Raw genomic sequence first — 21161 nt, forward strand, 5'->3', positions numbered from 1 at the left:
ACGGCAGGTGAGTTCGACCAGGGGGACGCGTGGTGATTTTAGTGGGGCCTGTCCCGGTGGGCGCGGATGGACCCATTCCCGTCGAGGTCGAGAGCGATCCGGCCTCCGGAGGTCTCGACCTCGTCTACGGAGACGAGGACACGAGAGGAGGAGCCGCCCGCAGAGTCGTCGAGGTGGCCCGTGACGCCTACAGCGACGGACTGGACCTCGCGCGCCGGTGCGCCGCGCAAGCCGTCAGGAGATTCGAGGAGCTCGACGCGAGCCTGCGGCCCGACGAGATCGAGATGCAGCTCTCCATCAAGGTCGACGCGGGGGTGGCGGCCCTCGTCAAGAGCGGGGCCGAGGCGCAGCTCCAGATCACCTTCCGGTGGCAGACTGCCGGAGTTCCGGACACGGCGGGGGGCACGGCCGGGGTCGCCTCGTGAGCGGCGCGGCACCGGAGACGAGCCGATGGCGTGGCTCGATCCTTCCGTACAGCCGTGTCGTGGAACAGGAAGAACTGAAACTGGCCCTGGAGCTCAACCACGTGGCGCCGCGCATCGGTGGCGTGCTCATGGCCGGGCCCCGTGGAACGGCCAAGTCGACCCTCGTACGCGGCTTCGCCCTCATGGCCCACGGGGAGCTGCCGGTCACCCTGCCCATCAACGCGACCGACGACCGGGTCGTCGGAGGCTGGCGGCTCGACGCGCTGATCCGCGGTGAGCCCCTCGAACAGCCCGGACTCCTCGAAGAGGCGCACGACAAGGGAATCCTCTACGTGGACGAGGTGAACCTCCTCGACGACCACGTCGTCAACATCATCCTCGATGTCGTGTCCACCGGAGTGCTCACCGTGCAGCGCGAAGGGCTGGCCACCGAGAAGCCGCTCGCCTTCGGGCTCGTCGGCACCATGAACCCCGAAGAAGGCGGACTGCGCCCGCAGTTGCTGGACCGGTTCGGGCTCATGGTGACCGCCACGGAGCTGGACGCGGACGCCCGGCACCGCATGATCCGTACCGTCCTCGCCTTCGAGGAGGCGCGGTCGCCGGACGGCTCCGAGTGGATCGCGCAGGCCGAGCGGGACGACGCCGCCGTGCGAGACCGTCTCGAAGCCGCCCGGTCCCGGCTCCCGCGTGTCGACGTGCCCGACCGGGTCCTGCGGCTGTGTGCCGAGGCGGCCGGCCGCCTGGACGCGGTCGGACAGCGCGGTGAGATCGTCGCGACCCAGGCCGCTCGCGCGCTGGCCGCTCTGGACGGTTCCGATCGCGTCGCGCCGGACCACCTGCTCCGGGTCCTGCCACTTGCCCTGCGCCATCGCCGCCCCGAGGCGGCGCACGGCGGCACCTTCGACTGGGGGCCTGACGACGATGCAAGGATCAAGGACCTCTTCGACGCGGACTGAGCCCGTCACATGACCACGCGAACCCGTGATCCCGAGACGTCCGACGACGTGTGGCGTCTGGAGCGCGCCTTCCGGTGCGCCGCGCTCGACCCGGCCCTGTCCGGCGTACTGCTCTTCGACCTCGAGCCCCGGCTCGTACGCCCGGTCGCCGGGCTCTTCGCCGCGATCCTCGGCGAGCCGGGCCCGCCCGCGGTCCGCGTCCCGCTCGGCGCCGCCACCCGCGACGAGGACCTGTGGAGCACCTCGCGGTTCGACCGGCACCCGGACGGCATCGCGTTCACCGTCGTGCCCGGTCCGCTCGTCTCCGCCGAGGGCCCGCCACCCCTGGCGGTCGTGCCCGACCTGGCACATCTCAGCATCGCCGGGACGCGGGCCGCGGTGCAGCTCCTCGGTTCCGATGTCGTCTGCGTCGAACAGCCGGGCCTGCGGCTCGTGGACAGGCCGCGGGCCCGCTGGCTCGCCGTGTGCCGCTCCGAGGACGTGGGGCGGGTGACCCCGCACCTCCTGGACCGCTTCGCGCTGCGGCTCGCGGTGCCCGGATTGCGTACGGTTCCTGCCGAGCGGCCGCTCAAGACACCGCCGGCCCCGCGGCCACTCAAGACACCGCCGGCCCCGGCCCCGGTCCCGCTGGCCGTCAGCGGAGACGAGACCGTCACCCGCGTACACGAGATCCTCGGACCCGGCGCGGGCCCGCGCCGAAGCCTCGCCCTGGCACGGCTCGCGAGAGCGCTCGCCACCCTGGGCGGCCACCGCGAGGTGACGGCGGCGCACTGCGAGGACGCGGCACGGCTCATCGGGATCCGAGTCGCCGAGGCCCCGCCGCCCGCCGAGCCGCCGGAGAGCGGAGAGTCCCGCGTGTCGCCTCCACCGCTGCCGCGCCCCGGCGATCTCACACGCCGAGGGGCACGGAGCGAGAACCGGCCCCGCCCGCCGGACGAGGCACCCATGCTGGCGTCCGGACCCGCCCAGGGAGTCGGCCCCGGGCCGGGTGCCCCGGCCGGAGTGCCGTACCCGGAGGACGAGGCGACGGCCCTCCGCGAATTCACGCCCCTGCGCAACCCCTGGCAGCGGCGCTCGGGGCCGGCCGCAGCGCGCGGAGCCGTCGTGGGCACCCGACGGGCGCGAGACCTGCGGGACCTCGCGCTGGTACGGACCGTACGGGAAGCCGCCGTGCACCAACGGATACGAGGCCACGCGGAGTTCACCGTCACCGCCGTCGACCTGCACAGCAACGTCCGGGCTCCCGCACCCGAACACCTGCTCACCCTGCTGCTCGACCACACGTGCCGGGGCGACTGGGACTGGCAGGACGCGCTCACCCCGTTCCTCCAATGGGCCTACACCACGCGGGCCGCCCTCCAGGTCATCGAGGTCGGCGGCGCCGACGCGCCGAACGAGCTGCGGGCCGAGTCGTTCGCCGCGCGCGGAGTGCTCGACCCACGGGTCCTGGCCGCCCTGTACCGGGCCAAGGGGCGGGCGACGCCCCTCGCCCACGGCATCGAGCAGGCCGGTCGGGTGCTGCGCCAGGCGTTTCGCCTGCAAGGAAGCGCCCTGGCCGAGGCCTGGCTGGTCGTGGTCACCGACGGCCGTGGCAACGTCCCGTTGCAGGCCAGCCACACCGGCCGTCTGCTCGGACCCGTGGCCGCGCAAGGTGTCGAAGACAGTTTCGCCGCGGCGGCGCCCCTCGCCGTCCTGGACCGCGGCAGGCTGCGCGTGGCCGTCGTCGACGCGGCGCGAACTCCGTACGGGGACCTGCCGTTCGCCTTGGCGGAGAAGCTCGGCGCCACCGTCGTCGAGGGACGGGAGGGCCATGGGGGCTGACCCGCAGCACGGCGCCCGGTGGCTTTCCGGGACGGGATCCATGGTGCGCCGGGCGTCGCTGCCCGGCCTGAAGGAGGCGGCTCGCCGCGCCCCCGCCTCCCTGCGCAGCCTCCGGCAGCCCCGCGAGGCCGCGTTCGGTGTCGGCGGTGCCGCGGCCCACCCGTACCGGCGTCTTCAGGAGGGAGAAGCCGTGCTCTACGTCGTCCGCGCCCACGACAGCGCGGGCCGTGACGCCTACCGGGTGGCCGGCTGGTGCGGCGACCTCGCGGTCCGTGGCGCGGCCCAGTCCCCTCGTCTGAGCGCACCCGGAGCGGGTCTGGGCAACCTCCGCCGTGACGGCGAATACCCGGCCGACGTCCTCCACGCCATCCATCTGTGGTCGCGCAACCAGCCGGAGCTGGGCGACTGGCTGAACCGCATCCGTGCCCGGCACGACACCGCCCTGCGGCTCCTCGTCTGGGACGACACGGGTTACGAACTCCCCTGGGAACTCTTCCTGTTGCCCGAGGACCACGGGCGAGGCCTTCGGGAGGCATGGCTCGGCGCGGAGGTGGTGATGTCCCGGTGGACCACCGTGCACGACAGCGGTCACGACCTGCCGCGGGAGACGAGGGCCTGTCGCGGCCGTGTGCTCGGATACCTGCATCACGAAATGGCCGACGACGGGCAGGTGTTCCTCCCCTACGCCCATCAACTCCACGCCAGGATGGGCGCGTTCCTGCAAGCCCTCGATACCCCCGACGAGCCCACCGGGCTCGTCTACATGGGCTGCCACGGCACCTACGGCGAATCCCTCCCGCGTCTCACGCTCGGCAACCGCACCTGGGCCGAACTGAACGGCCAGGCCATGGGAGCCCTTCGAGCCGACCGCTCGCTGGTGTGCCTCAACGCCTGTCACTCCGGGCGTGCCGTCGTCAACAGCGCCCAGGGAGAACAGGCGTTGCGCGGCTTCGCCGAACTCTTCCTGCGCAAAGGCGCCGGCGGCTGCATCGTCACGGCGGGTCAGGTCGGTGACAAGGAGGCACGCGCGCTGGTGCGCGGACTCGTCGAACAGGTCGCACGGCACCCGCAGCGGCCGGTCACCCATACGCTGCTGTCGTTCAGGGCTCGCGCGGCCGAGGATTTCGGCCCGCCGACCGCGGTTCCACCGATCCGTGACGACGACGGCAAGGTCGACGAACTCGGCCAGAAGCGGATCCTGAGACTGCTGTACGCGTTCATGTTCCACTACTACGGTCACCCCCTCACCACACTGCGGCTGACAGCCCGAGAGGCCGGGAAGGGCGGAGCTCCATGAGCGATCCGTCCCGCCCCGACGAGCGCCCGCTGCTCATCGAACCGGTCGTCGCCTGGCCGCACAGCGCCGAGACGGACTGCGACTACCTCGTCACGGTCGATCTGCGGGGACCGCTCGCGGAGGACGACAGCGACGCCGAATGGCCCTACCCCGACGAGGAGTTCGCCTTCACCGTCGCGCTCGACGGTTCCCCGCACTTCGTCTGCACGGCACTCGACGAGCCGAGTGTCGTCCTTCACCGTTTCGGCGGCACCTACGGACCGGCCAACTTCCGTGTGACCACGGGCCCTGTCCCCGGGCCCGCCGCGTTGTGGCTGACGGTGACCAACCAGTGGGGCGTGCCCGTCCGAAAGGCCGAACTGCGCTCCGAGATCAAGGAACGTGACTCGGAACGGAACCCGCGGGCCCGACTCGCACAGGTCTTGCCCGCCCGCGCGTCCGGCCCTTTGCCATCGCATCACCAGGCGCCGCCGCGCGGCGGGGAGCGGCGGCCCGCCGTCACCGTCCCGCTCGAGGACGGGCGGCAGAGCGTGACCGTCAGCTATGCCGGTTTCAACCGGGACTGGGCGGTGTGGATCGCGGACCGGCTCGAGCGGCGCGGTCACGAGGTCGCGCTGCGTCTCTGGGACCCACCGGACGGCATGTCCACAGCGGACGCTCTGCGTGACTGTCTGCCGACCTCCGGCCGGGTGCTCCTCGTCCTTCACGACCACTACTTCCGGACAGGGATGCGCGGCCACGACGAATGGGACACGGCCGTGCGCGAGGTCGTCGTCCCGAACGCCGGCCGATTCGCCGCTGTCAGCGTCACCTCGTCGTCCCTGCCTTCAGCGGCTGCGGTCCTGGAACCGGTCGCGCTGTACGGCCTCGGCGCCCGGGAGGCGGAGCGGTGCCTGCTGATCCGCTTGGGCTTCCCGGCGTCGCCCTCGCCGGACGACGAGGGCCACGAAGGTCCCCGCTTCCCCGAGGACGCTCCTGAGGTGTGGGGCGGTGTACCGCTCCGCAACCCGGGCTTCACCGGCCGCGACGCGTTGCTCGACAAACTGGGGAGGCGCCTTCGCGCCGCAGATTCCGGTGCGGTGGCGCTCTGCGGCATGTCGGGCGTCGGCAAGACCCAGTTGGCCACCGAGTACATCTACCGCTTCGGCCCCGCATACGACGTCGTGTGGTGGGCGACCGCCGACCAGCTCGGCACACTCCGTGAACGCCTGGCCCAGCTCGCCCCGGCACTGGGGCTGGAGACGGGCAGGGAGTACGGCGAACGCATTCGCGCCGTCCACCAGGCACTGCTCCGCGGAGTGCCGCACCGACGCTGGCTGCTCGTCCTGGACAGCGCCGACGAGGCCGACGGCATCGCGGACCTGGTGCCGACCGGAAGCGGTCACGTCCTGATCACCACCCGCAACACGGACTGGGCGCTCCACGGAGCCGAACTGCTGGAGGTTCCGCTCTACGGACGAAACGAGTCCGTCGACCTCATCCGCCGCCGTGCGCCCCGGCTCACCCGGAGCGAGGCCCACCGGCTCGCCGAGGCTCTGGAGGACCTGCCTCTGCTGATCGACCAGACCGCGAGCTGGCTGAACGACTCGAACCTGCCGGTGCAGGAGTACATCGATCTGCTCGAACGCGGCGCCGACGGCAACGCACTCGCTCTCTCCGCCGACTTCCCGGCCAGCTTCCGGACCGCCTGGGCGATCCTGCTGAACAGGCTGCGCGAGACCGTCCCCGAATCCGTCGGCCTGCTCCGTCTGTGCGCGTTCTTCTCACCGGGCTCCATACCCGTGCGCCTCCTCCAGAGCGTGCCGGTGGAGGTACGGCCGGAGGGGCTGGCCGGGCTGATCGACGATCCGGACCTGTGGGACAGGACGCTCCGGAAACTGTCGCAGTACTCCGTGGCCCGGCTGGAGTCGCAGGCCACGGTCCTGTGCCTGCACCGGATGGTGCACCGGATAGCCCGTCAGGACATGTCACCGGAGGACGCCGAAGGATATGCCGCCGCGGCCAGGGCCTCGCTCGCCGCGGCGGTCCCGGGCCGGCCGACCGACCCGGACACGTGGCCCGACTACGCCGAGATCGTTCCTCATCTGGAGTACGCCGACGCCCTGGGCGACACCGATCCGGCCTCGCAGGACATGGTCCTCGAATGTCTGCGCTACCTCTACATCTCCGGCGAGTACGCCGCTGGGCTCCACCTCGCCGAACAGGCCTTCACCGCTTGGCAGTCGCGCCTCGGAGACACCCATCCCCGCATCTGGGAACTGACCCACCACTACGCCAACCTCCTGCGCGCGGTGGGCGACTACAGACGAACGGAAGCCCTGGAGAGGAAAGCCGCGGACCACCTGCGCCGGGAGCGGGGCGAACAGGACCTCGACCACCTGCGCGCGGTCAGCGGCCTCGCCGCCGACCTGCGTGGCCTGGCCCGCTACGACGAGGCTCTGGAACTGTCCCGGTGGATCTTCACGGCCTACTCGGACCTCCTGGGCGACGCGGACACCCGCACCCTGGGCGCCCAGAACAATCTGGCCGTGTCCCTGCGTCTGCTCGGGCATTACGAAGCGGCACTGGACATCGACGGCAAGACGCTGGAATCACGCCGACAGCTGCTGCGGGCCCGGCACCCTTGGGCGCTCAGTTCAGAGATGTCGTACGCCACTGATCTGAGGCTGCTCGGCCGCTATTCCGAGGCGGAGTCGATCCAGGCCAAGAACGTACGTGAATACCGTCTTGTCATGGGGGCGGACGGCCCCCAGACGCTCGAAGCCGAGCACAACCTGGCCCTGTGCGTCTACCGAACCGGGGACCGTGCGGCGGCGGGCGCCCTTCTCACCCGGGTGCTGGAGCGCTGCGAGCGTGCCCTCGGTGAAACGGATCCGCAGACGCTGAGGTTCGCCGCGTCCACCAGCTGTTTCATCCGTGAGCACGGCGACATCGACCAGGCGCGTGAGATCGGTGAGACCGTCGTCGCCCGGTACGAGGTGATGCTCGCCGAGGGCCACCCCTACATCGCCGGGGTCCGCGCCAACCACGCCCTGGTCCTGCGCAACGTCGGCGAACGGGATCAGGCTCATGCCGTCATCGAGCACGCACTCGCCGACATGGCAACGGCAGTGGGGGAGTCCCATCCCTGGACGCTGGGCTGCGCGATCAACGCCTCCGCCCTGCGCAACCTCGTGGGCGACCCGGAGCGGGCCACCGTGCTCAGCCAGGAGACGGTCACCCTGGCCACCCGGACTCTCGGCCGCACCCACCCGCTGACCCTCTCCGCCCGCATCGCCCTCGCCGCGGACCTGCGGACCCTGAGGGACGGCCGCCAGGCCGAGAAGGTCGAGCAAGAGACACTCTCAGACCTGGACGCGGCACTGGGCCCCCGGCACGTCCACACCATCTCCGCCCGCTCCCGCAACCGCCCCCACTGGGACTTCGAACCGCTGTCCACGTGAACCGCCCCCGGCTTCGCCACCGCCCGGAACACCGAAAGGCCCGCCCCCGAGTCCACCAGGACTCGGGGGCGGGCCCCTTCACGCTGTCGTGCCGGAGGCCTACGCCTCGAACACCTCACGCACCAGCTGCTCCTGCTCCGCCTGGTGCCGCTTCGCGGAACCGACGGCGGGGGAGGAGGAGTGCGGACGCGAGATGCGGCGCAGGCGCTCGGCGCCCGGGACGTCCGCGCCGACCGCCAGGTCCAGGTGGTCGATCAGGTTGAGCGCGATGAACGGCCAGGCACCCTGGTTCGCCGGCTCCTCCTGGGCCCACAGGTACTTCTCGGCGTTCGGGTACTTGGCGATCTCCGCCTGGAGCTCGGCACCCGGCAGCGGGTACAGGCGCTCGATACGGATGATCGCCGTGTCCGTGGAGCCGCGCTTCTTCCGCTCGGCCTCCAGGTCGTAGTACAGCTTGCCGGCGCAGAACACGACCTTGCGCACGGCGGCCGTGTCGACCGAGTCGTCGCCGATGACCGGGCGGAACTGGCCCGAGGTGAACTCCTCCGCCTTCGACGCGGCGGCCTTCAGGCGCAGCATCGACTTCGGGGTGAAGACCACCAGCGGCTTGTGGTGCGGGTTGTGCACCTGCCACCGCAGGAGGTGGAAGTAGTTCGACGGGGACGTCGGCTGGGCGACCGTCATGTTGTTCTGCGCGCACAGCTGGAGGAAGCGCTCGATCCGGGCCGAGGAGTGGTCCGGGCCCTGGCCCTCGTAGCCGTGCGGGAGCAGCAGGGTGACGCCGGACGTCTGGCCCCACTTCTGCTCGGCGGCCGAGATGTACTCGTCGACGACCGTCTGCGCGCCGTTGACGAAGTCGCCGAACTGCGCCTCCCACATCACCAGCGCGTCCGGGCGGGCCAGCGAGTAGCCGTACTCGAAGCCCATGACCGCGTACTCGGAGAGCAGCGAGTCGTAGACGTTCAGGCGGGCCTGCTCGTCCGAGAGGTACTGGAGCGGGGTGTAGTCCTCGCCGTTGACCCGGTCGATCAGCACCGCGTGGCGCTGGCCGAACGTGCCGCGGCGCGAGTCCTGGCCGGACAGCCGGACCGGCGTACCCTCCAGGAGCAGCGAACCGATGGCGAGGGTCTCGCCCATGCCCCAGTCGATCGTGCCGTCCTCGATCATCGCCGCGCGGCGCTGGAGCTGCGGGAGCAGCCGCGGGTGCACGGTGACGTTGTCGGGGATGTTGACCTGGGACTCGGCGATCCGCTTCACGATCTCCTGGGAGACCGCGGTGGAGACGGCGACCGGGAACTCGGCCTGGACGTCCGGGACGTGGGCCTCGGGCGCCTGCGCGACGGCCTCGCGGACCTCGGTGAAGACCTTCTCGAGCTGGCCCTGGAAGTCCTGGAGCGCCTGCTCGGCCTCTTCGAGGGTGATGTCGCCGCGACCGATCAGGGACTCGGTGTAGAGCTTGCGCACCGAGCGCTTCTTGTCGATCAGGTCGTACATCAGCGGCTGCGTGAACGCCGGGTTGTCGGACTCGTTGTGTCCGCGGCGGCGGTAGCAGATGAGGTCGATCACGACGTCCTTGTTGAACGCCTGACGGAACTCGAAGGCCAGACGCGCGACACGGACGACGGCCTCGGGGTCGTCACCGTTCACGTGGAAGATCGGCGCCTCGATCATGCGGGCCACGTCGGTGGCGTACATGGAGGAGCGTGACGACTCCGGGGCGGCGGTGAAGCCGACCTGGTTGTTGATGACGATGTGGACCGTGCCGCCCGTGCGGTAGCCGCGCAGCTGCGACATGTTGAGCGTCTCGGCGACCACACCCTGGCCGGCGAAGGCCGCGTCACCGTGCAGGGCGACGGGCAGGACGGTGAAGTCCGTGCCGCCCTTGTTGATGATGTCCTGCTTGGCGCGGACGATGCCCTCGATGACCGGGTCGACCGTCTCCAGGTGGGACGGGTTGGCGGCCAGCGAGACCTTGATCTGCTCGCCGTCCAGGCCGGTGAAGGTGCCCTGGGCGCCCAGGTGGTACTTCACGTCGCCGGAGCCGTGCATCGACTTCGGGTCGAGGTTGCCCTCGAACTCGCGGAAGATCTGCGCGTACGACTTGCCGACGATGTTCGCGAGGACGTTCAGGCGGCCGCGGTGGGCCATGCCGATGACGACCTCGTCCAGGCGGGACTCCGCGGCGCTGTCGATGACGGCGTCGAGGAGCGGGATGACGGACTCGCCGCCCTCCAGGGAGAAGCGCTTCTGGCCGACGTACTTCGTCTGCAGGAAGGTCTCGAAGGCCTCGGCGGAGTTCAGCCGGCGCAGGATCCGCAGCTGCTCCTCGCGCTCCGGCTTGGAGTGCGGGCGCTCGATGCGGTCCTGGATCCACTTGCGCTGCTTCGGGTCCTGGATGTGCATGAACTCGATGCCGGTGGTGCGGCAGTACGAGTCGCGCAGGACGCCGAGGATGTCGCGCAGCTTCATCAGGGACTTGCCGGAGAAGCCGCCGACGGCGAACTCGCGCTCCAGGTCCCACAGCGTGAGCCCGTGCTCGGTGATGTCGAGGTCGGGGTGCTTGCGCTGCTTGTACTCCAGCGGGTCGGTGTCGGCCATGACGTGGCCGCGGACCCGGTAGGAGTGGATCAGCTCGAAGACGCGGGCGGCCTTGGTGACGTCGTCGTCGTGGCTGGCGTCGATGTCCTTGAGCCAGCGGACCGGCTCGTAGGGGATCCGCAGCGCCTCGAAGATCTCGTCGTAGAAGCCGGTCTCGCCCAGCAGGAAGTTCGCGACGATGCGCAGGAACTCGCCGGAGGCGGCGCCCTGGATGACCCGGTGGTCGTAGGTCGACGTGAGCGTCATGACCTTGGCGATGCCGAGCTTGTTCAGGGTGTCCTGGGAGGTGCCCTGGAACTCCGCCGGGTAGTCCATGGAGCCGACGCCCATGATGACCGACTGTCCGGGCATCAGGCGCGGGACCGAGTGGACGGTGCCGAGGCCGCCGGGGTTGGTCAGCGAGACCGTGACACCGGTGAAGTCGTCCATCGTCAGCTTGCCGTCACGGGCGCGGCGGACGATGTCCTCGTAGGCCTGCCAGAACTCGAAGAAGTTCAGCGTCTCGGCCTTCTTGATGCCCGCGACGACCAGCTGGCGGTCGCCGTTGGGCTTCACCAGGTCGATGGCGAGGCCGAAGTTGACGTGCGGAGGCTTGACGAGGGTGGGCTTCCCGTCCTTCTCCACGAAGTGCCAGTTCATCGACGGCATGGCCTTGATGGCCTGCACCATCGCGTACCCGATGAGGTGGGTGAAGGAGATCTTCCCGCCCCGGGCGCGCTTCAGATGGTTGTTGATGACGATGCGGTTGTCGAAGAGCAGCTTCACCGGGACCGCGCGCACGGACGTGGCCGTGGGCAGCTCCAGGGAGGCGTTCATGTTCTTCGCGACAGCACCGGCGGGACCGCGCAGGGTGACGTACTCGGGGCCCTCGGGCGCCTCGGTGGCCGGAGCCGCCTTCGGCTTCGCGGCGGCCGGAGCGGCCTTCACGGGAGCCGGGGCGGCGGCCGCGGGCTTCGGAGCCGCGGGAGCGGCGGCCGGAGCGGGCGCGGGCGCGGCAGGGGCCTGGGGAGGAGCCTGGCGCGCCGCGGGCGGCACGGGAGCGGCCGGCGCGGCCGTGGTGGTGGTCCCTGCGGCCCCCGCGGCCGCAGTACCCGCCGGAGCCGAGGCGGCGGGCGCCCCGGGCTTGTAATCGGCGAAGAAGTCCCACCAGGCTCGGTCTACGGAATTCGGGTCCTGGAGGTACTGCTGATAGATCTCGTCGACGAGCCACTCGTTGGCACCGAAGGCGGCCGCGGGGTTCTTCCCGGCGGCTTGGTCATCGGTCGAGATACTCGAGTTACTGGGGGACTGTGGCGACACGGCGCTAACCGCCCTCTTCCGCTTCGCAAGGTGATGGACAGCGGGAATAAAGGCTACGCCTCCCTGGCCGGGAAGGTCAGGCCGGGCCCGTCCAACGTCGCGTAAGTCACATCGGAATCCGTGTTTCGCCCATGGAAATGGCGGGAAACAAGCGAGGTTCCGCAGGGGAAAGGGTACGTCGGCCCGAGGCCGCGGCACGGCTCACGCGGTCCTGTGCCTGATCACACGTGTACGCCGGCGGCGACAGTGGTGGATCTTGCGGCTCCGGTTCGAACTTTACGTCAACTTGGCAGAGAAGGGAGTCCCGGAAGGATGACCTGGATCCGGCAACCCCGCTGAGATTCGGCCACACCTATGCGTCCGCCGTGCAGATCCACCGCCCAGCGGGCGATCGCGAGGCCCAGTCCCGTACCGCCGTCGCTGCCCGGACCGTGCGGCGCGGGCACCCCGCCGCGGTTGAACCGCTCGAAGACGCGGTGCCATTCCGACTTCGGAATGCCGGGCCCCTCGTCCAGGACCTCCAGGGCCAGCGACTCGGGATGGTCGCCCCGCCGGGCCCGTACCGTCACCCGGCCGTGCGGCGGGCTGTGCTTGACCGCGTTGTCGATGAGATTCGCCACGACCTGGTGGATCCGCTCCGGGTCCGCGTGCGCGGTCAGCTCCGGCGGGGACACGTCGAGGTGCAGATGGACGTCCTTACGGGTGTGGCCGCCGCCGGAGCCCGAGGCGAGGTCCGCGCGCGCGGAGGCGACCATGTTGGCCTCCTTCAGCACCCCGGACAGATACGGCCACACCTCGAAGCGCCGCCTGCGCAGCGGTACGACGCCGTTGTCCAGCCGGGACAGGTCGAGAAGGGTCTCCACCAGCCGCCCCAGGCGCTCCGTCTGCTTCAGCGCGGTGCGCATCGTCTCGGGATCGGCGGCCGAGACGCCGTCCACGACGTTCTCCAGGACCGCGCGCAGACCCGCGATGGGGGTCCGCAGCTCGTGCGAGACATTCGCCACGAGCTCCTTGCGCTGACGGTCCTGGGCCTCCAGCTCGTCGGCCATGAGGTTGATCGTCTGGGCCAGGTCGCCCAGCTCGTCGCGCCGGTCGTCCCGCACCCGGCGGGTGTAGTCCCCGTGCCAGATCGAGCGGGCCACCGCGTTCATCTCGTCCAGCGGCGCGGTGAGCGAGTGCGCGACGAACTGCGTGATCAGCAGGGTGGCGATCATCGAGAACACCGTGATGAAGCGGAGCTCCGTCTTGGTGTGCACCGCGATCATCGACAGACCGGTGGTGATGAGCACGGAGATGACGACCAGCGCGCCCAGCTTCGTCTTGATGGAGAAGGGTCGCACCTCGCCCCAGGAGCCCGAGCTCCTGCGCTCACCGGACGCGCGCTCGCCGAGCCCGCGTCCCCGCTCTCCGGGTCCGCTCATCACATCAGCCCCTCACCCGGGTCCCGGTCGCCCGGGTCCCGACCCTCCTGCGGAGTCCCGGCTCAGGGAGTCGGGGTCTCCAGCGCGTAGCCGACGCCGTGCACCGTACGGATCCGCTCGGCACCGATCTTGCGGCGCAGCGCCTTGATGTGGCTGTCGACGGTCCGGGTACCGGAGGCGTCCGCCCAGTCCCACACCTCGGCGAGCAGCTGCTCGCGCGAGAGTACGGCACGCGGGGTGTTCGCGAGGCAGACCAGCAGGTCGAACTCGGTCGGAGTGAGGTGTACGTCCTCACTGCGGACCCGCACCCGGCGCTGCGCGTGGTCGATCTCCAGCTCGCCGAGCCGCAGGATGCCGCTGCGCGGAGTGGAGGCCGCGACGACCGCGCGCTCGACCCTGCGGAGCAGGACGTGCACCCGGGCCGCGAGCTCGCGCATCGAGAACGGCTTGGTCATGTAGTCGTCGGCGCCGACTCCGAGCCCGACCAGCATGTCGGTCTCGTCGTCGCGCGCGGTGAGCATCAGCACCGGCACCGGGCGGGCGGCCTGCACACGCCGGCAGACCTCCAGACCGTCGAAGCCGGGCAGCATGATGTCGAGGATCAGCAGATCGGGCTGCCATGCCTCGGCGGTGTCGACGGCGGCCGGGCCGTCGCCCGCGGTTTGCACGAGGAATCCCTCGGCTCGCAGACGGGCCGCGATGGCGTCGACGATCGTGGGGTCGTCCTCGACGACCAAAACCCGGCGCTGAGCGCCCGGGGTCGCCGCCGTACCGTTCTGGGAGGTGTGTGTCTGCTCCATCGCCCGCCCCTGAAGTGTGCTTTCCGGAATCCGTGGGGTGATCCCATGACTGCGCTTGACGCTTGAATGATCCGCGCCAGGCAAGCAGGGTACGGGCAGTGGGTGCGCCTCGGCTATCCAGGCCTCACCGCGAGATGCACCACGTCGGGAACGCCCCGGGCAACGGGGATCACTTCGGTACGGACCCGTCGGAATCCGGCATTCCGCAAGGTAACTTCAAATTCCGGAGAGGGCTGCGCCGACCATACGGCGAGGACGCCGCCAGGCCTCAACGCCCTTGCGCAGCTTGCCAGTCCGGACGCACCGTACAGTCCCGCGTTGCCTTCGGTGACCGTCCAGCCGGGTCCGTTGTCGATGTCGAGGCACAGGGCGTCGAACGTGTCGGAGATCTCATTGACGTAGTCGACGAGGTCCCTCTCGACGATGTCGGTGCGCGGATCGGCGAGCGCCTCGGCGGACAGCGCGGCGAGCGGGCCGCCCCGGTGCCAGTCGATGACGGCCCGTTCGCGCTCGACAACGGTGATGCGTCCCCAGCGGCGGTCGGCCGCGGCGTGCGCCAGCGAGAACCCGACGCCGAGCCCCCCGATCAGCACGCTCGGTTCCGGGCGCCCGTCCAGCGCGTCGTACGCCGCGTCCATGAGCAGCCGCTCGGAACGCCCGTCGGACGTGTCCATCAGGAAACACCCGTTGGCGATGATCTGGAGCAGTGCTCCGTGGCGCCGCAGCACGACCTCGCCGTACGGGCTCTGACGGCGGTCGATGACTTCGGGAGTCTCGTACGAGGCGGTCATGGCCGCCATCCTGGCATTTTCACCTGTACGGGTCGCGGGAATTCGCCGAGGAACGGGGGGATGGCGTGACGGGGTGACGGCGGGCACCGCGAGGTTGACGCGGCGCGGTCCGGAAGCCTCGGGCACGGCCCAGGCGACCCCTCGGCGACCGCCGACCCGGGCCTCCGCCCTCACCGGCTGGGCGTCCAGCCACGCCGACCCGGGCTTCCACCCTCACCGGCTGGGCCTCCACCCTCCGTCGGCTGGGCTTCCGCCCTCGCCGGCAGGGTCTCCACCCTCCGTCGGCTGGGCCTCCACTCTCACCGGCCGAGTTTTCGCATCCACCGGCCACTGCCCGAGCGGCCGTCCGCCGGCCACTGCCCGGGCGGCCGTCCGCCGGCCACTGCCCGGGCGGCCGTCCGCCGGCCACTGCCCGGGCGGCTCACGGGCCTCTTCGTCCGTCCCCTCGCGGACAGGAAGCGACCCGTTGAGCCATAGGAGGGACGACGGGGCGCCCGGTCAACGGTGGGGCGCCCCGTTCTGGGCGTCGGACGCGGACTGCCAGGCCTGCGCGCCCGCCAGGGAGGCCTCCTTGGCCTGCCGCCACTTCATGGCCGCCACCTGCGAGGGAGGCACATCCATGGCGCGGAGCATGCGCCGGCCCGCGGCGAACACGGCGGCGGCGGCGATGACCATGCCGGTGCACGCCACCAGGGCACCGGCCGCGGTGAGCACGGCGCCGGCCGTGACGAGCCGGGTGTCGATTTCGATCTTGTTCTGGGCGAGGTGATGGTTCATGACTCCAACCATCCGAGGCCGGTGGCCACCTCGCATCCCGGGGACGGCCCGCGAGGCCCCGGAGTCCAGGGGCCGGGACGCCCGCACCGGGTTCGCAAGCGATCGCTCACAGCGAACGGCCTCCGGGGAACATTGCGGAGTCCCCGTGCATTGAGTCGGCATAGCTCAACTTGACTGCCGAAGGGGAGATCATGGCTTCGACGTCCGCATCACTCACTCTGCCCGTGCTGCCGCTCGACGACGAGGTAGTGCTGCCCGGAATGGTGGTTCCGCTGGATCTGAACGACCCCGATGTGCGGGCCGCGGTGGAGGCCGCTCAGGCCGCCGCCCGTTCAACGCCGGGAAAGCCTCAGGTACTCCTGGTGCCACGCATCGACGGGACCTACGCGAGCACCGGTGTGCTCGGCACGGTCGAGCAGGTCGGCCGGCTGGCCGACGGTGACCCGGGCGCGCTGATCCGAGGGCGTGGGCGCGTGAGGGTGGGCGCGGGGACCACGGGTCCCGGCGCGGCACTGTGGGTCGAGGGCACCCGGGTCGAGGAGACCGTGCCCGACCCGCTGCCCGGCCGGGTCACCGACCTGGTGAAGGAATACAAGGCCCTGGCCACGAGCTGGCTGCGCAAGCGCGCCGCCTGGCAGGTCGTGGACCGGGTGCAGCAGATCGACGACGTCTCCGCCCTCGCCGACAATGCCGGTTACTCACCGTTCCTCTCCGTGGAACAGAAGGTCGAGCTGCTGGAGACCGCCGACCCGGTGGCCCGGCTGAAGCTCGCCACCGAACAGCTCCGCGAGCACCTCGCCGAGCAGGACGTCGCCGAGTCCATCGCCAAGGACGTCCAGGAGGGCGTCGACAAGCAGCAGCGCGAGTTCCTGCTGAGGCGCCAGCTGGAAGCCGTACGCAAGGAACTGCGCGACCTCAAGGGAGAGGACGGCGAGGACGAGTCCGACGACTACCGCGCCCGGGTCGAGGCCGCCGACCTTCCCGAGAGCGTCCGCGAGGCCGCCCTCAAGGAGGTCGAGAAGCTGGAGCGGTCCAGTGACCAGTCGCCCGAGGGCAGCTGGATCCGGACCTGGCTCGACACCGTCCTGGAGCTGCCGTGGAACGAACGGACCGAGGACGCGTACGACATCCGGGGCGCCCAGGCCGTGCTCGACGCCGAGCACGCCGGTCTGGACGACGTGAAGGAGCGCATCACCGAGTACCTCGCCGTGCGCAAGCGGCGCTCCGAGCGCGGTCTCGGAGTCGTCGGCGGCCGGCGCGGCGGCGCCGTGCTCGCGCTCGTCGGCCCGCCCGGCGTCGGCAAGACCTCGCTCGGCGAGTCCGTCGCGCACGCGATGGGCCGCAAGTTCGTCCGCGTCGCCCTCGGCGGCGTCCGGGACGAGGCCGAGATCCGCGGACACCGCCGTACGTACGTCGGCGCGCTGCCCGGCCGGATCGTGCGCGCCATCAAGGAGGCCGGGTCGATGAACCCGGTGGTCCTGCTCGACGAGATCGACAAGGTCGGCTCCGACTTCCGGGGCGACCCGGCGGCGGCGCTGCTCGAAGTCCTCGACCCGGCGCAGAACCACACCTTCCGCGACCACTACCTGGAGGTCGAACTCGACCTCTCCGACGTCGTGTTCCTCGCCACGGCCAACGTCCTGGAGGCCATCCCGGAGGCCCTGCTCGACCGTATGGAGCTGGTCCGCCTGGACGGCTACACCGAGGACGAGAAGGTCGTCATCGCCCGGGACCACCTGCTGCCGCGTCAGCTGGAGCGGGCGGGCCTGGAGAAGGACGAGGTCGTCCTCGACGAGAGCGCGCTGCGCAAGCTCGCGGGGGAGTACACCCGGGAGGCGGGCGTACGGAACCTGGAGCGGGGCATCGCCCGGCTGCTGCGCAAGGTGGCGGCCCAGCACGAACTGGGCCGCAGGGAGCTGCCGTTCACGGTGACCGACACCGATCTGCGCGAGCTCATCGGGCGCCCGCACCACGTGCCCGAGTCGGCGCAGGACCCGGCCGAGCGCCGTACGGCGGTGCCCGGCGTCGCCACGGGTCTCGCGGTCACCGGCGCGGGCGGTGACGTCCTCTATGTGGAGGCGTCGCTGGCCGACCCGGAGACGGGCGCGGCCGGTCTGACCCTCACCGGCCAGCTCGGGGACGTGATGAAGGAGTCGGCGCAGATCGCGCTCTCCTTCCTGCGCTCGCACGGCGCGGAGCTCGAACTCCCCGTCGGCGACCTGAAGGACCGGGGCGCGCACATCCACTTCCCGGCGGGCGCGGTCCCCAAGGACGGCCCGAGCGCGGGCGTCACGATGACGACCGCCCTGGCGTCGCTGCTGTCGGGCCGGCTGGTCCGCACCGATGTGGCCATGACCGGTGAGGTCTCGCTGACCGGCCGGGTCCTGCCGATCGGCGGGGTGAAGCAGAAGCTGCTCGCCGCGCACCGGGCGGGTGTCACGACCGTGATCATCCCCAAGCGCAACGAGGCCGATCTGGACGACGTCCCGGCCGAGGTCCTGGAGAAGCTCGACGTCCACACCGTCACGGACGTCCGCCAGGTCCTGGAGCTGGCACTGGCGCCGGCGACGAACGGCGCGGTGCCGGAGGTTCCGGTAGCGGCGTGACGGACGCTGCCGGAAGGGAAGGCCCGGGTCCCGTGAGGGAGGCCCGGGCCTTCGCCGTGCCATGCGCCATGCGTCGAGCGCCAAGTCGAAGAGCGTCGGGCGCCTTCGCCGTACGCCGGCTGTCCTGCTGTCCTGCTGTACGTCAGGTGTCTGTCAGCCGTTGGCCAGTGCCTGCACCCGGTCGAGCGCACCGTTGAACTTGTCGTGGTCCCCGACCGTCGGGCCCGACGACGTGTACTGCCACATCGTGTAGAAGCCCCAGCCCGCCGGGAGCGTCCCCGGATCGGAGGCGTACCGCGCGATCCACAGGGGATGGGCGGACGCGAAGCCGCTGTAGTTGCCGGTGCACTGGGTCCACCAGCTCGCGGCCGTGTAGATCACCGCGTCACGGCCCGTTCTGGCCCTGTACTGGGTGAGGAAGCTGCTGATCCAGCTGACCATCGCGCTCTGCGTCTTGCCGTAGCAGGCGGCCCCGTACGGGTTCCACTCGATGTCGAGGGTGCCGGGCAGCGTCCTGCCGTCGCCCGACCAGCCGCCGCCGTGGTCGACGAAGTAGTTGGCCTGGGCGGCACCGGTCGTGGTGTCCGGGGTCGCGAAGTGGTACGACCCGCGGATCATGCCGATGTTGTACGCGCCGTTGTACTGCTGGGCGAAGTACGGGTTCGTGTAGTACGTCCCCTCGCTCGCCTTGGTGTAGGCCCACCTGACCCCGCTGTTCCACAGCGTCGACCAGGCGACGTTGCCCTGGTAGCCGGCCACGTCCACACCTTCTGTCTGGGTGGCGTCACCGGTGGACGGCGTGCCGTCCTGGCCGTCGTGGCCGATGACCCCCATGCCCATCCGGGCGGAGCCGCGGGCGGGGGTGTCGGCGGCGGAGGAAGGGAGGGTGGAGAGGAGGGAGAAGGCGGCGAGCAGGGTTCCTGCCGCGAGCACTCGCAGGCGGCGGGCCGTTCCGGATCCGTGCACGGACATGTGCGTGCCTCCGAAGGGCGATGGAGCTCCGGAGCCCGGGGGAGCTCGGGGGAGCTCGGTGGGGGGAAAGCGCGGGCATGCGTGCCCCGGGGGGATCAGGCCGTCTCGACCTGGGAGTGGCGTGCGCATGCCAGTAAAGGGTGTCTGATAAAGAAGCTACGCACGTAGACGACGGTGTGGGAAGAGGGGCCGGGGGCTGCCGTTGGTCTACGCCTGCGAAATACTGGCGGAGCTGCGGCAACGGCGAGTTCCGGCAGAAACTTTCAGGATCGGGAAACCGGGTCAGGGGTGCTGACGTGCACGAGGGCGGAAACGACGGCGGACGTCCGGTCGAATCCGGCGTGTCGGGAAATGGTGTGGACCGGCCCGCGGCGCACGGCGGTGTGGAGCGCGAGTTCCTTTCCCTGGAACGCGAGTTGACCGTGTTTCTGCGCCGCGCCCGCGCCAACCAGGGGGAGATGGCCCGCGAGGTGCATCCGGACCTGGAGTCCGCCGCGTACGGGCTCCTCGTCCGTCTGGAGGAGTGCGGCCGCCAGCGCGCCACGGAACTCGCCGCCTACATCGGCGTCGGCAAGGCCACGATGTCCCGGCAGCTGCGCGCCCTGGAGGAGCTGGGCCTGGTCGCGCGCGAACCCGACCCTGCCGACGGCCGCGCCTGGCTCGTCCACCTCACCGACGAGGGCCGCGGACGTGTCTCCAGCGTCCGCGAGGCCCGCCGGGCCCGCTATGTCCGCCAACTCGCCCACTGGGACCAGAACGAGGTCGCGGAACTCGCCCGCCTGCTGAACCAGCTGAACCGCGGCATGGAGAGGTAGCTCCACCCGGCCGGCGCCCGCGCCTTCGGACAGCTTCCCGCACGGTTCCCCTCGCGGCTCGACGCGCGGCGCCGTGCGCGGTTCGGTTCGCGGTTCCCCGCGCGGTTCCCCTCACGATTCCCCGAAGAGCACGACGCGCGGCGCCGTTCACGGTCCCCTCGCGGTCCCGCTCACAGGTGCACGAACACCACCGTCGCGTCGTCGTGCGTCTTGCCCCGCCGGGACCCCGGCCGCTCCGCCGCGTCCGAGCGCTCCAGGCGCCGTACGCGCTCGACGAGCGAGGCCGGGCCCTCTTCGCGCACGAGGGCGAACAGTTCGGCCCAGTCGCCCGCGTGGAACCTCTCCACCCACCGGGTGGCGCCGTCCGTGAGGGCCGTCAGGGCGCGTACCGAGGGCCGGGGGAGGGTGCCCGTCACCGCGCGCGAGGCGACCGAGGGGTCCGCGGCGGCCGTGAAGAAGCCGCCCTCCTTGTTGCGGACGGTGGAGTCGGCGACGGCGTCCGAGGCGAGGGCCGTGCGCGGGAGCCGTGAGAGGCGGTCGTCCAGCAGGGCGGTGACCTCGCCGGAGGGGGATTCCACCAGCAGGGCCGAGTCCGAGAGGATCAGGTACTCGACCCGCGACGCGGACCACCGCGCGAGGACCACGGTTGCCTGGGGCGTACGCGGGTGAGAAAGGTCACAGGTGTCGGTGTGTGCGTCGGCGACGCGGTGGATCGCCCGCGCCAGGATCTCCCGCAGGGACAAATCCCCCTGCGAAACGGACAGTTCGGTCAGCGCGCCGCCGAGCCGCGCGGAGAACCAGGGGACCGAATGCAGACAGCCGTCGCCGCTCCGGGGTGGTGTCACCCCGTCGAGCACGACCAGTGAACCGCCCTGTCCTGAAGCGGGAAGCCCGACCGATGCGAAGTCCTCATTGGGGTGGTCCGGGTCTCCGGGCTCCGACACGAGTTCAGTGCGCATTCCGCCAGTCTGCACGAGCCCTTCACAAGGGTGCCGGAAGGACGCCGGGCGACGCCCGACGTGCGGTTCAGCAGCTCAGGCGCCGGGTTTGGCATGGAATGATCGACTCCGGCAAAACGTGGCGGCGAATACTGCCAAAGCCCGTCCCGGACGTCCAACCGGCCCGCCGCGCGGGTCCGTC

Annotated in this window: 14 protein-coding genes; 7 read left to right on the forward strand and 7 right to left on the reverse strand. The window is 70.9% G+C overall.

The features are described 5' to 3' along the window. Positions 1–56 precede the first annotated feature (56 nt). Genes ACFYW9_RS01595 through fxsT form a run of 5 tightly spaced genes read left to right on the forward strand, consistent with a single transcriptional unit; the run spans position 57 to position 7942 of the window. Positions 57–425, forward strand: coding sequence for a CU044_2847 family protein (locus ACFYW9_RS01595; protein WP_389143186.1), 369 nt, complete (start codon positions 57–59; stop codon positions 423–425). A gap of 59 nt (positions 426–484) precedes the next feature. After that, positions 485–1381: an AAA family ATPase gene (locus tag ACFYW9_RS01600; RefSeq protein ID WP_351859307.1), complete on the forward strand. Its 897-nt coding sequence runs from the start codon at positions 485–487 to the stop codon at positions 1379–1381. A 9-nt stretch (positions 1382–1390) separates the two neighbouring features. Next, a complete protein-coding gene (locus tag ACFYW9_RS01605) occupies positions 1391–3202 on the forward strand; it encodes a magnesium chelatase (protein ID WP_389143190.1) in 1812 nt (603 codons plus the stop codon). Further along, the gene (locus ACFYW9_RS01610) at positions 3192–4499 is read left to right on the forward strand and encodes a CHAT domain-containing protein (protein WP_389143192.1); all 1308 of its coding nucleotides are present in this window, start codon (positions 3192–3194) and stop codon (positions 4497–4499) included. Before ACFYW9_RS01605 ends, ACFYW9_RS01610 begins: the two co-directional genes overlap by 11 nt. After that, a complete protein-coding gene (gene fxsT, locus ACFYW9_RS01615; protein WP_389143196.1) occupies positions 4496–7942 on the forward strand; it encodes an FxSxx-COOH system tetratricopeptide repeat protein in 3447 nt (1148 codons plus the stop codon). Before ACFYW9_RS01610 ends, fxsT begins: the two co-directional genes overlap by 4 nt. A 99-nt stretch (positions 7943–8041) precedes the next feature. On the opposite strand, the gene ACFYW9_RS01620 is transcribed toward fxsT, so the two are convergent. The 5 genes from ACFYW9_RS01620 to ACFYW9_RS01640 all read right to left on the reverse strand — a co-directional run bounded on the left by ACFYW9_RS01620 (position 8042) and on the right by ACFYW9_RS01640 (position 15628). Then, a complete protein-coding gene (locus ACFYW9_RS01620) occupies positions 8042–11839 on the reverse strand; it encodes a multifunctional oxoglutarate decarboxylase/oxoglutarate dehydrogenase thiamine pyrophosphate-binding subunit/dihydrolipoyllysine-residue succinyltransferase subunit (protein WP_389143200.1) in 3798 nt (1265 codons plus the stop codon). A 281-nt stretch (positions 11840–12120) separates the two neighbouring features. Next, positions 12121–13260, reverse strand: coding sequence for a HAMP domain-containing sensor histidine kinase (locus ACFYW9_RS01625; RefSeq protein ID WP_351859318.1), 1140 nt, complete (start codon positions 13258–13260; stop codon positions 12121–12123). A 62-nt stretch (positions 13261–13322) separates the two neighbouring features. Beyond that, a complete protein-coding gene (locus ACFYW9_RS01630; RefSeq protein WP_037620929.1) occupies positions 13323–14060 on the reverse strand; it encodes a response regulator transcription factor in 738 nt (245 codons plus the stop codon). 113 nt (positions 14061–14173) lie between these two features. Beyond that, positions 14174–14851, reverse strand: a complete 678-nt coding sequence (locus ACFYW9_RS01635) for a spermidine synthase (protein ID WP_351859320.1) — start codon at positions 14849–14851, stop codon at positions 14174–14176. 498 nt (positions 14852–15349) lie between these two features. Beyond that, positions 15350–15628, reverse strand: a complete 279-nt coding sequence (locus ACFYW9_RS01640; protein WP_389143205.1) for a hypothetical protein — start codon at positions 15626–15628, stop codon at positions 15350–15352. A gap of 191 nt (positions 15629–15819) precedes the next feature. Here ACFYW9_RS01640 and lon point away from each other — a divergent pair, with 191 nt between their 5' ends. Continuing rightward, positions 15820–18234 carry an endopeptidase La gene (gene lon, locus ACFYW9_RS01645; RefSeq protein ID WP_351859324.1) on the forward strand — a complete coding sequence of 805 codons (2415 nt, stop codon included), beginning with the start codon at positions 15820–15822 and terminating at the stop codon, positions 18232–18234. Between the two features lie 153 nt (positions 18235–18387). On the opposite strand, the gene ACFYW9_RS01650 is transcribed toward lon, so the two are convergent. Continuing rightward, positions 18388–19206 (reverse strand): lysozyme, encoded by an 819-nt coding sequence (locus ACFYW9_RS01650; RefSeq protein WP_351859326.1) that lies wholly within the window; start codon positions 19204–19206, stop codon positions 18388–18390. 296 nt (positions 19207–19502) lie between these two features. Here ACFYW9_RS01650 and ACFYW9_RS01655 point away from each other — a divergent pair, with 296 nt between their 5' ends. Then, positions 19503–20021 (forward strand): MarR family transcriptional regulator, encoded by a 519-nt coding sequence (locus tag ACFYW9_RS01655; protein WP_351859328.1) that lies wholly within the window; start codon positions 19503–19505, stop codon positions 20019–20021. A gap of 170 nt (positions 20022–20191) precedes the next feature. On the opposite strand, the gene ACFYW9_RS01660 is transcribed toward ACFYW9_RS01655, so the two are convergent. Next, positions 20192–20980, reverse strand: a complete 789-nt coding sequence (locus tag ACFYW9_RS01660; RefSeq protein WP_389143210.1) for a protein phosphatase 2C domain-containing protein — start codon at positions 20978–20980, stop codon at positions 20192–20194. Positions 20981–21161: the final 181 nt, after the last annotated feature.

This window comes from Streptomyces sp. NPDC002698, assembly GCF_042888945.1.
Taxonomy (GTDB): Bacteria; Actinomycetota; Actinomycetes; order Streptomycetales; family Streptomycetaceae; genus Streptomyces.

Excerpts from the sequence above, each read along its gene's own strand:
- lon (WP_351859324.1), top strand. The coding sequence starts at position 15,820 with ATGGCTTCGACGTCCGCATCACTCACTCTGCCCGTGCTGCCGCTCGAC.
- ACFYW9_RS01610 (WP_389143192.1), top strand. The coding sequence starts at position 3,192 with ATGGGGGCTGACCCGCAGCACGGCGCCCGGTGGCTTTCCGGGACGGGA.
- ACFYW9_RS01660 (WP_389143210.1), bottom strand. The coding sequence starts at position 20,980 with ATGCGCACTGAACTCGTGTCGGAGCCCGGAGACCCGGACCACCCCAAT.
- fxsT (WP_389143196.1), top strand. The coding sequence starts at position 4,496 with ATGAGCGATCCGTCCCGCCCCGACGAGCGCCCGCTGCTCATCGAACCG.
- ACFYW9_RS01605 (WP_389143190.1), top strand. The coding sequence starts at position 1,391 with ATGACCACGCGAACCCGTGATCCCGAGACGTCCGACGACGTGTGGCGT.
- ACFYW9_RS01635 (WP_351859320.1), bottom strand. The coding sequence starts at position 14,851 with ATGACCGCCTCGTACGAGACTCCCGAAGTCATCGACCGCCGTCAGAGC.
- ACFYW9_RS01625 (WP_351859318.1), bottom strand. The coding sequence starts at position 13,260 with ATGAGCGGACCCGGAGAGCGGGGACGCGGGCTCGGCGAGCGCGCGTCC.
- ACFYW9_RS01640 (WP_389143205.1), bottom strand. The coding sequence starts at position 15,628 with ATGAACCATCACCTCGCCCAGAACAAGATCGAAATCGACACCCGGCTC.
- ACFYW9_RS01650 (WP_351859326.1), bottom strand. The coding sequence starts at position 19,206 with ATGTCCGTGCACGGATCCGGAACGGCCCGCCGCCTGCGAGTGCTCGCG.
- ACFYW9_RS01630 (WP_037620929.1), bottom strand. The coding sequence starts at position 14,060 with ATGGAGCAGACACACACCTCCCAGAACGGTACGGCGGCGACCCCGGGC.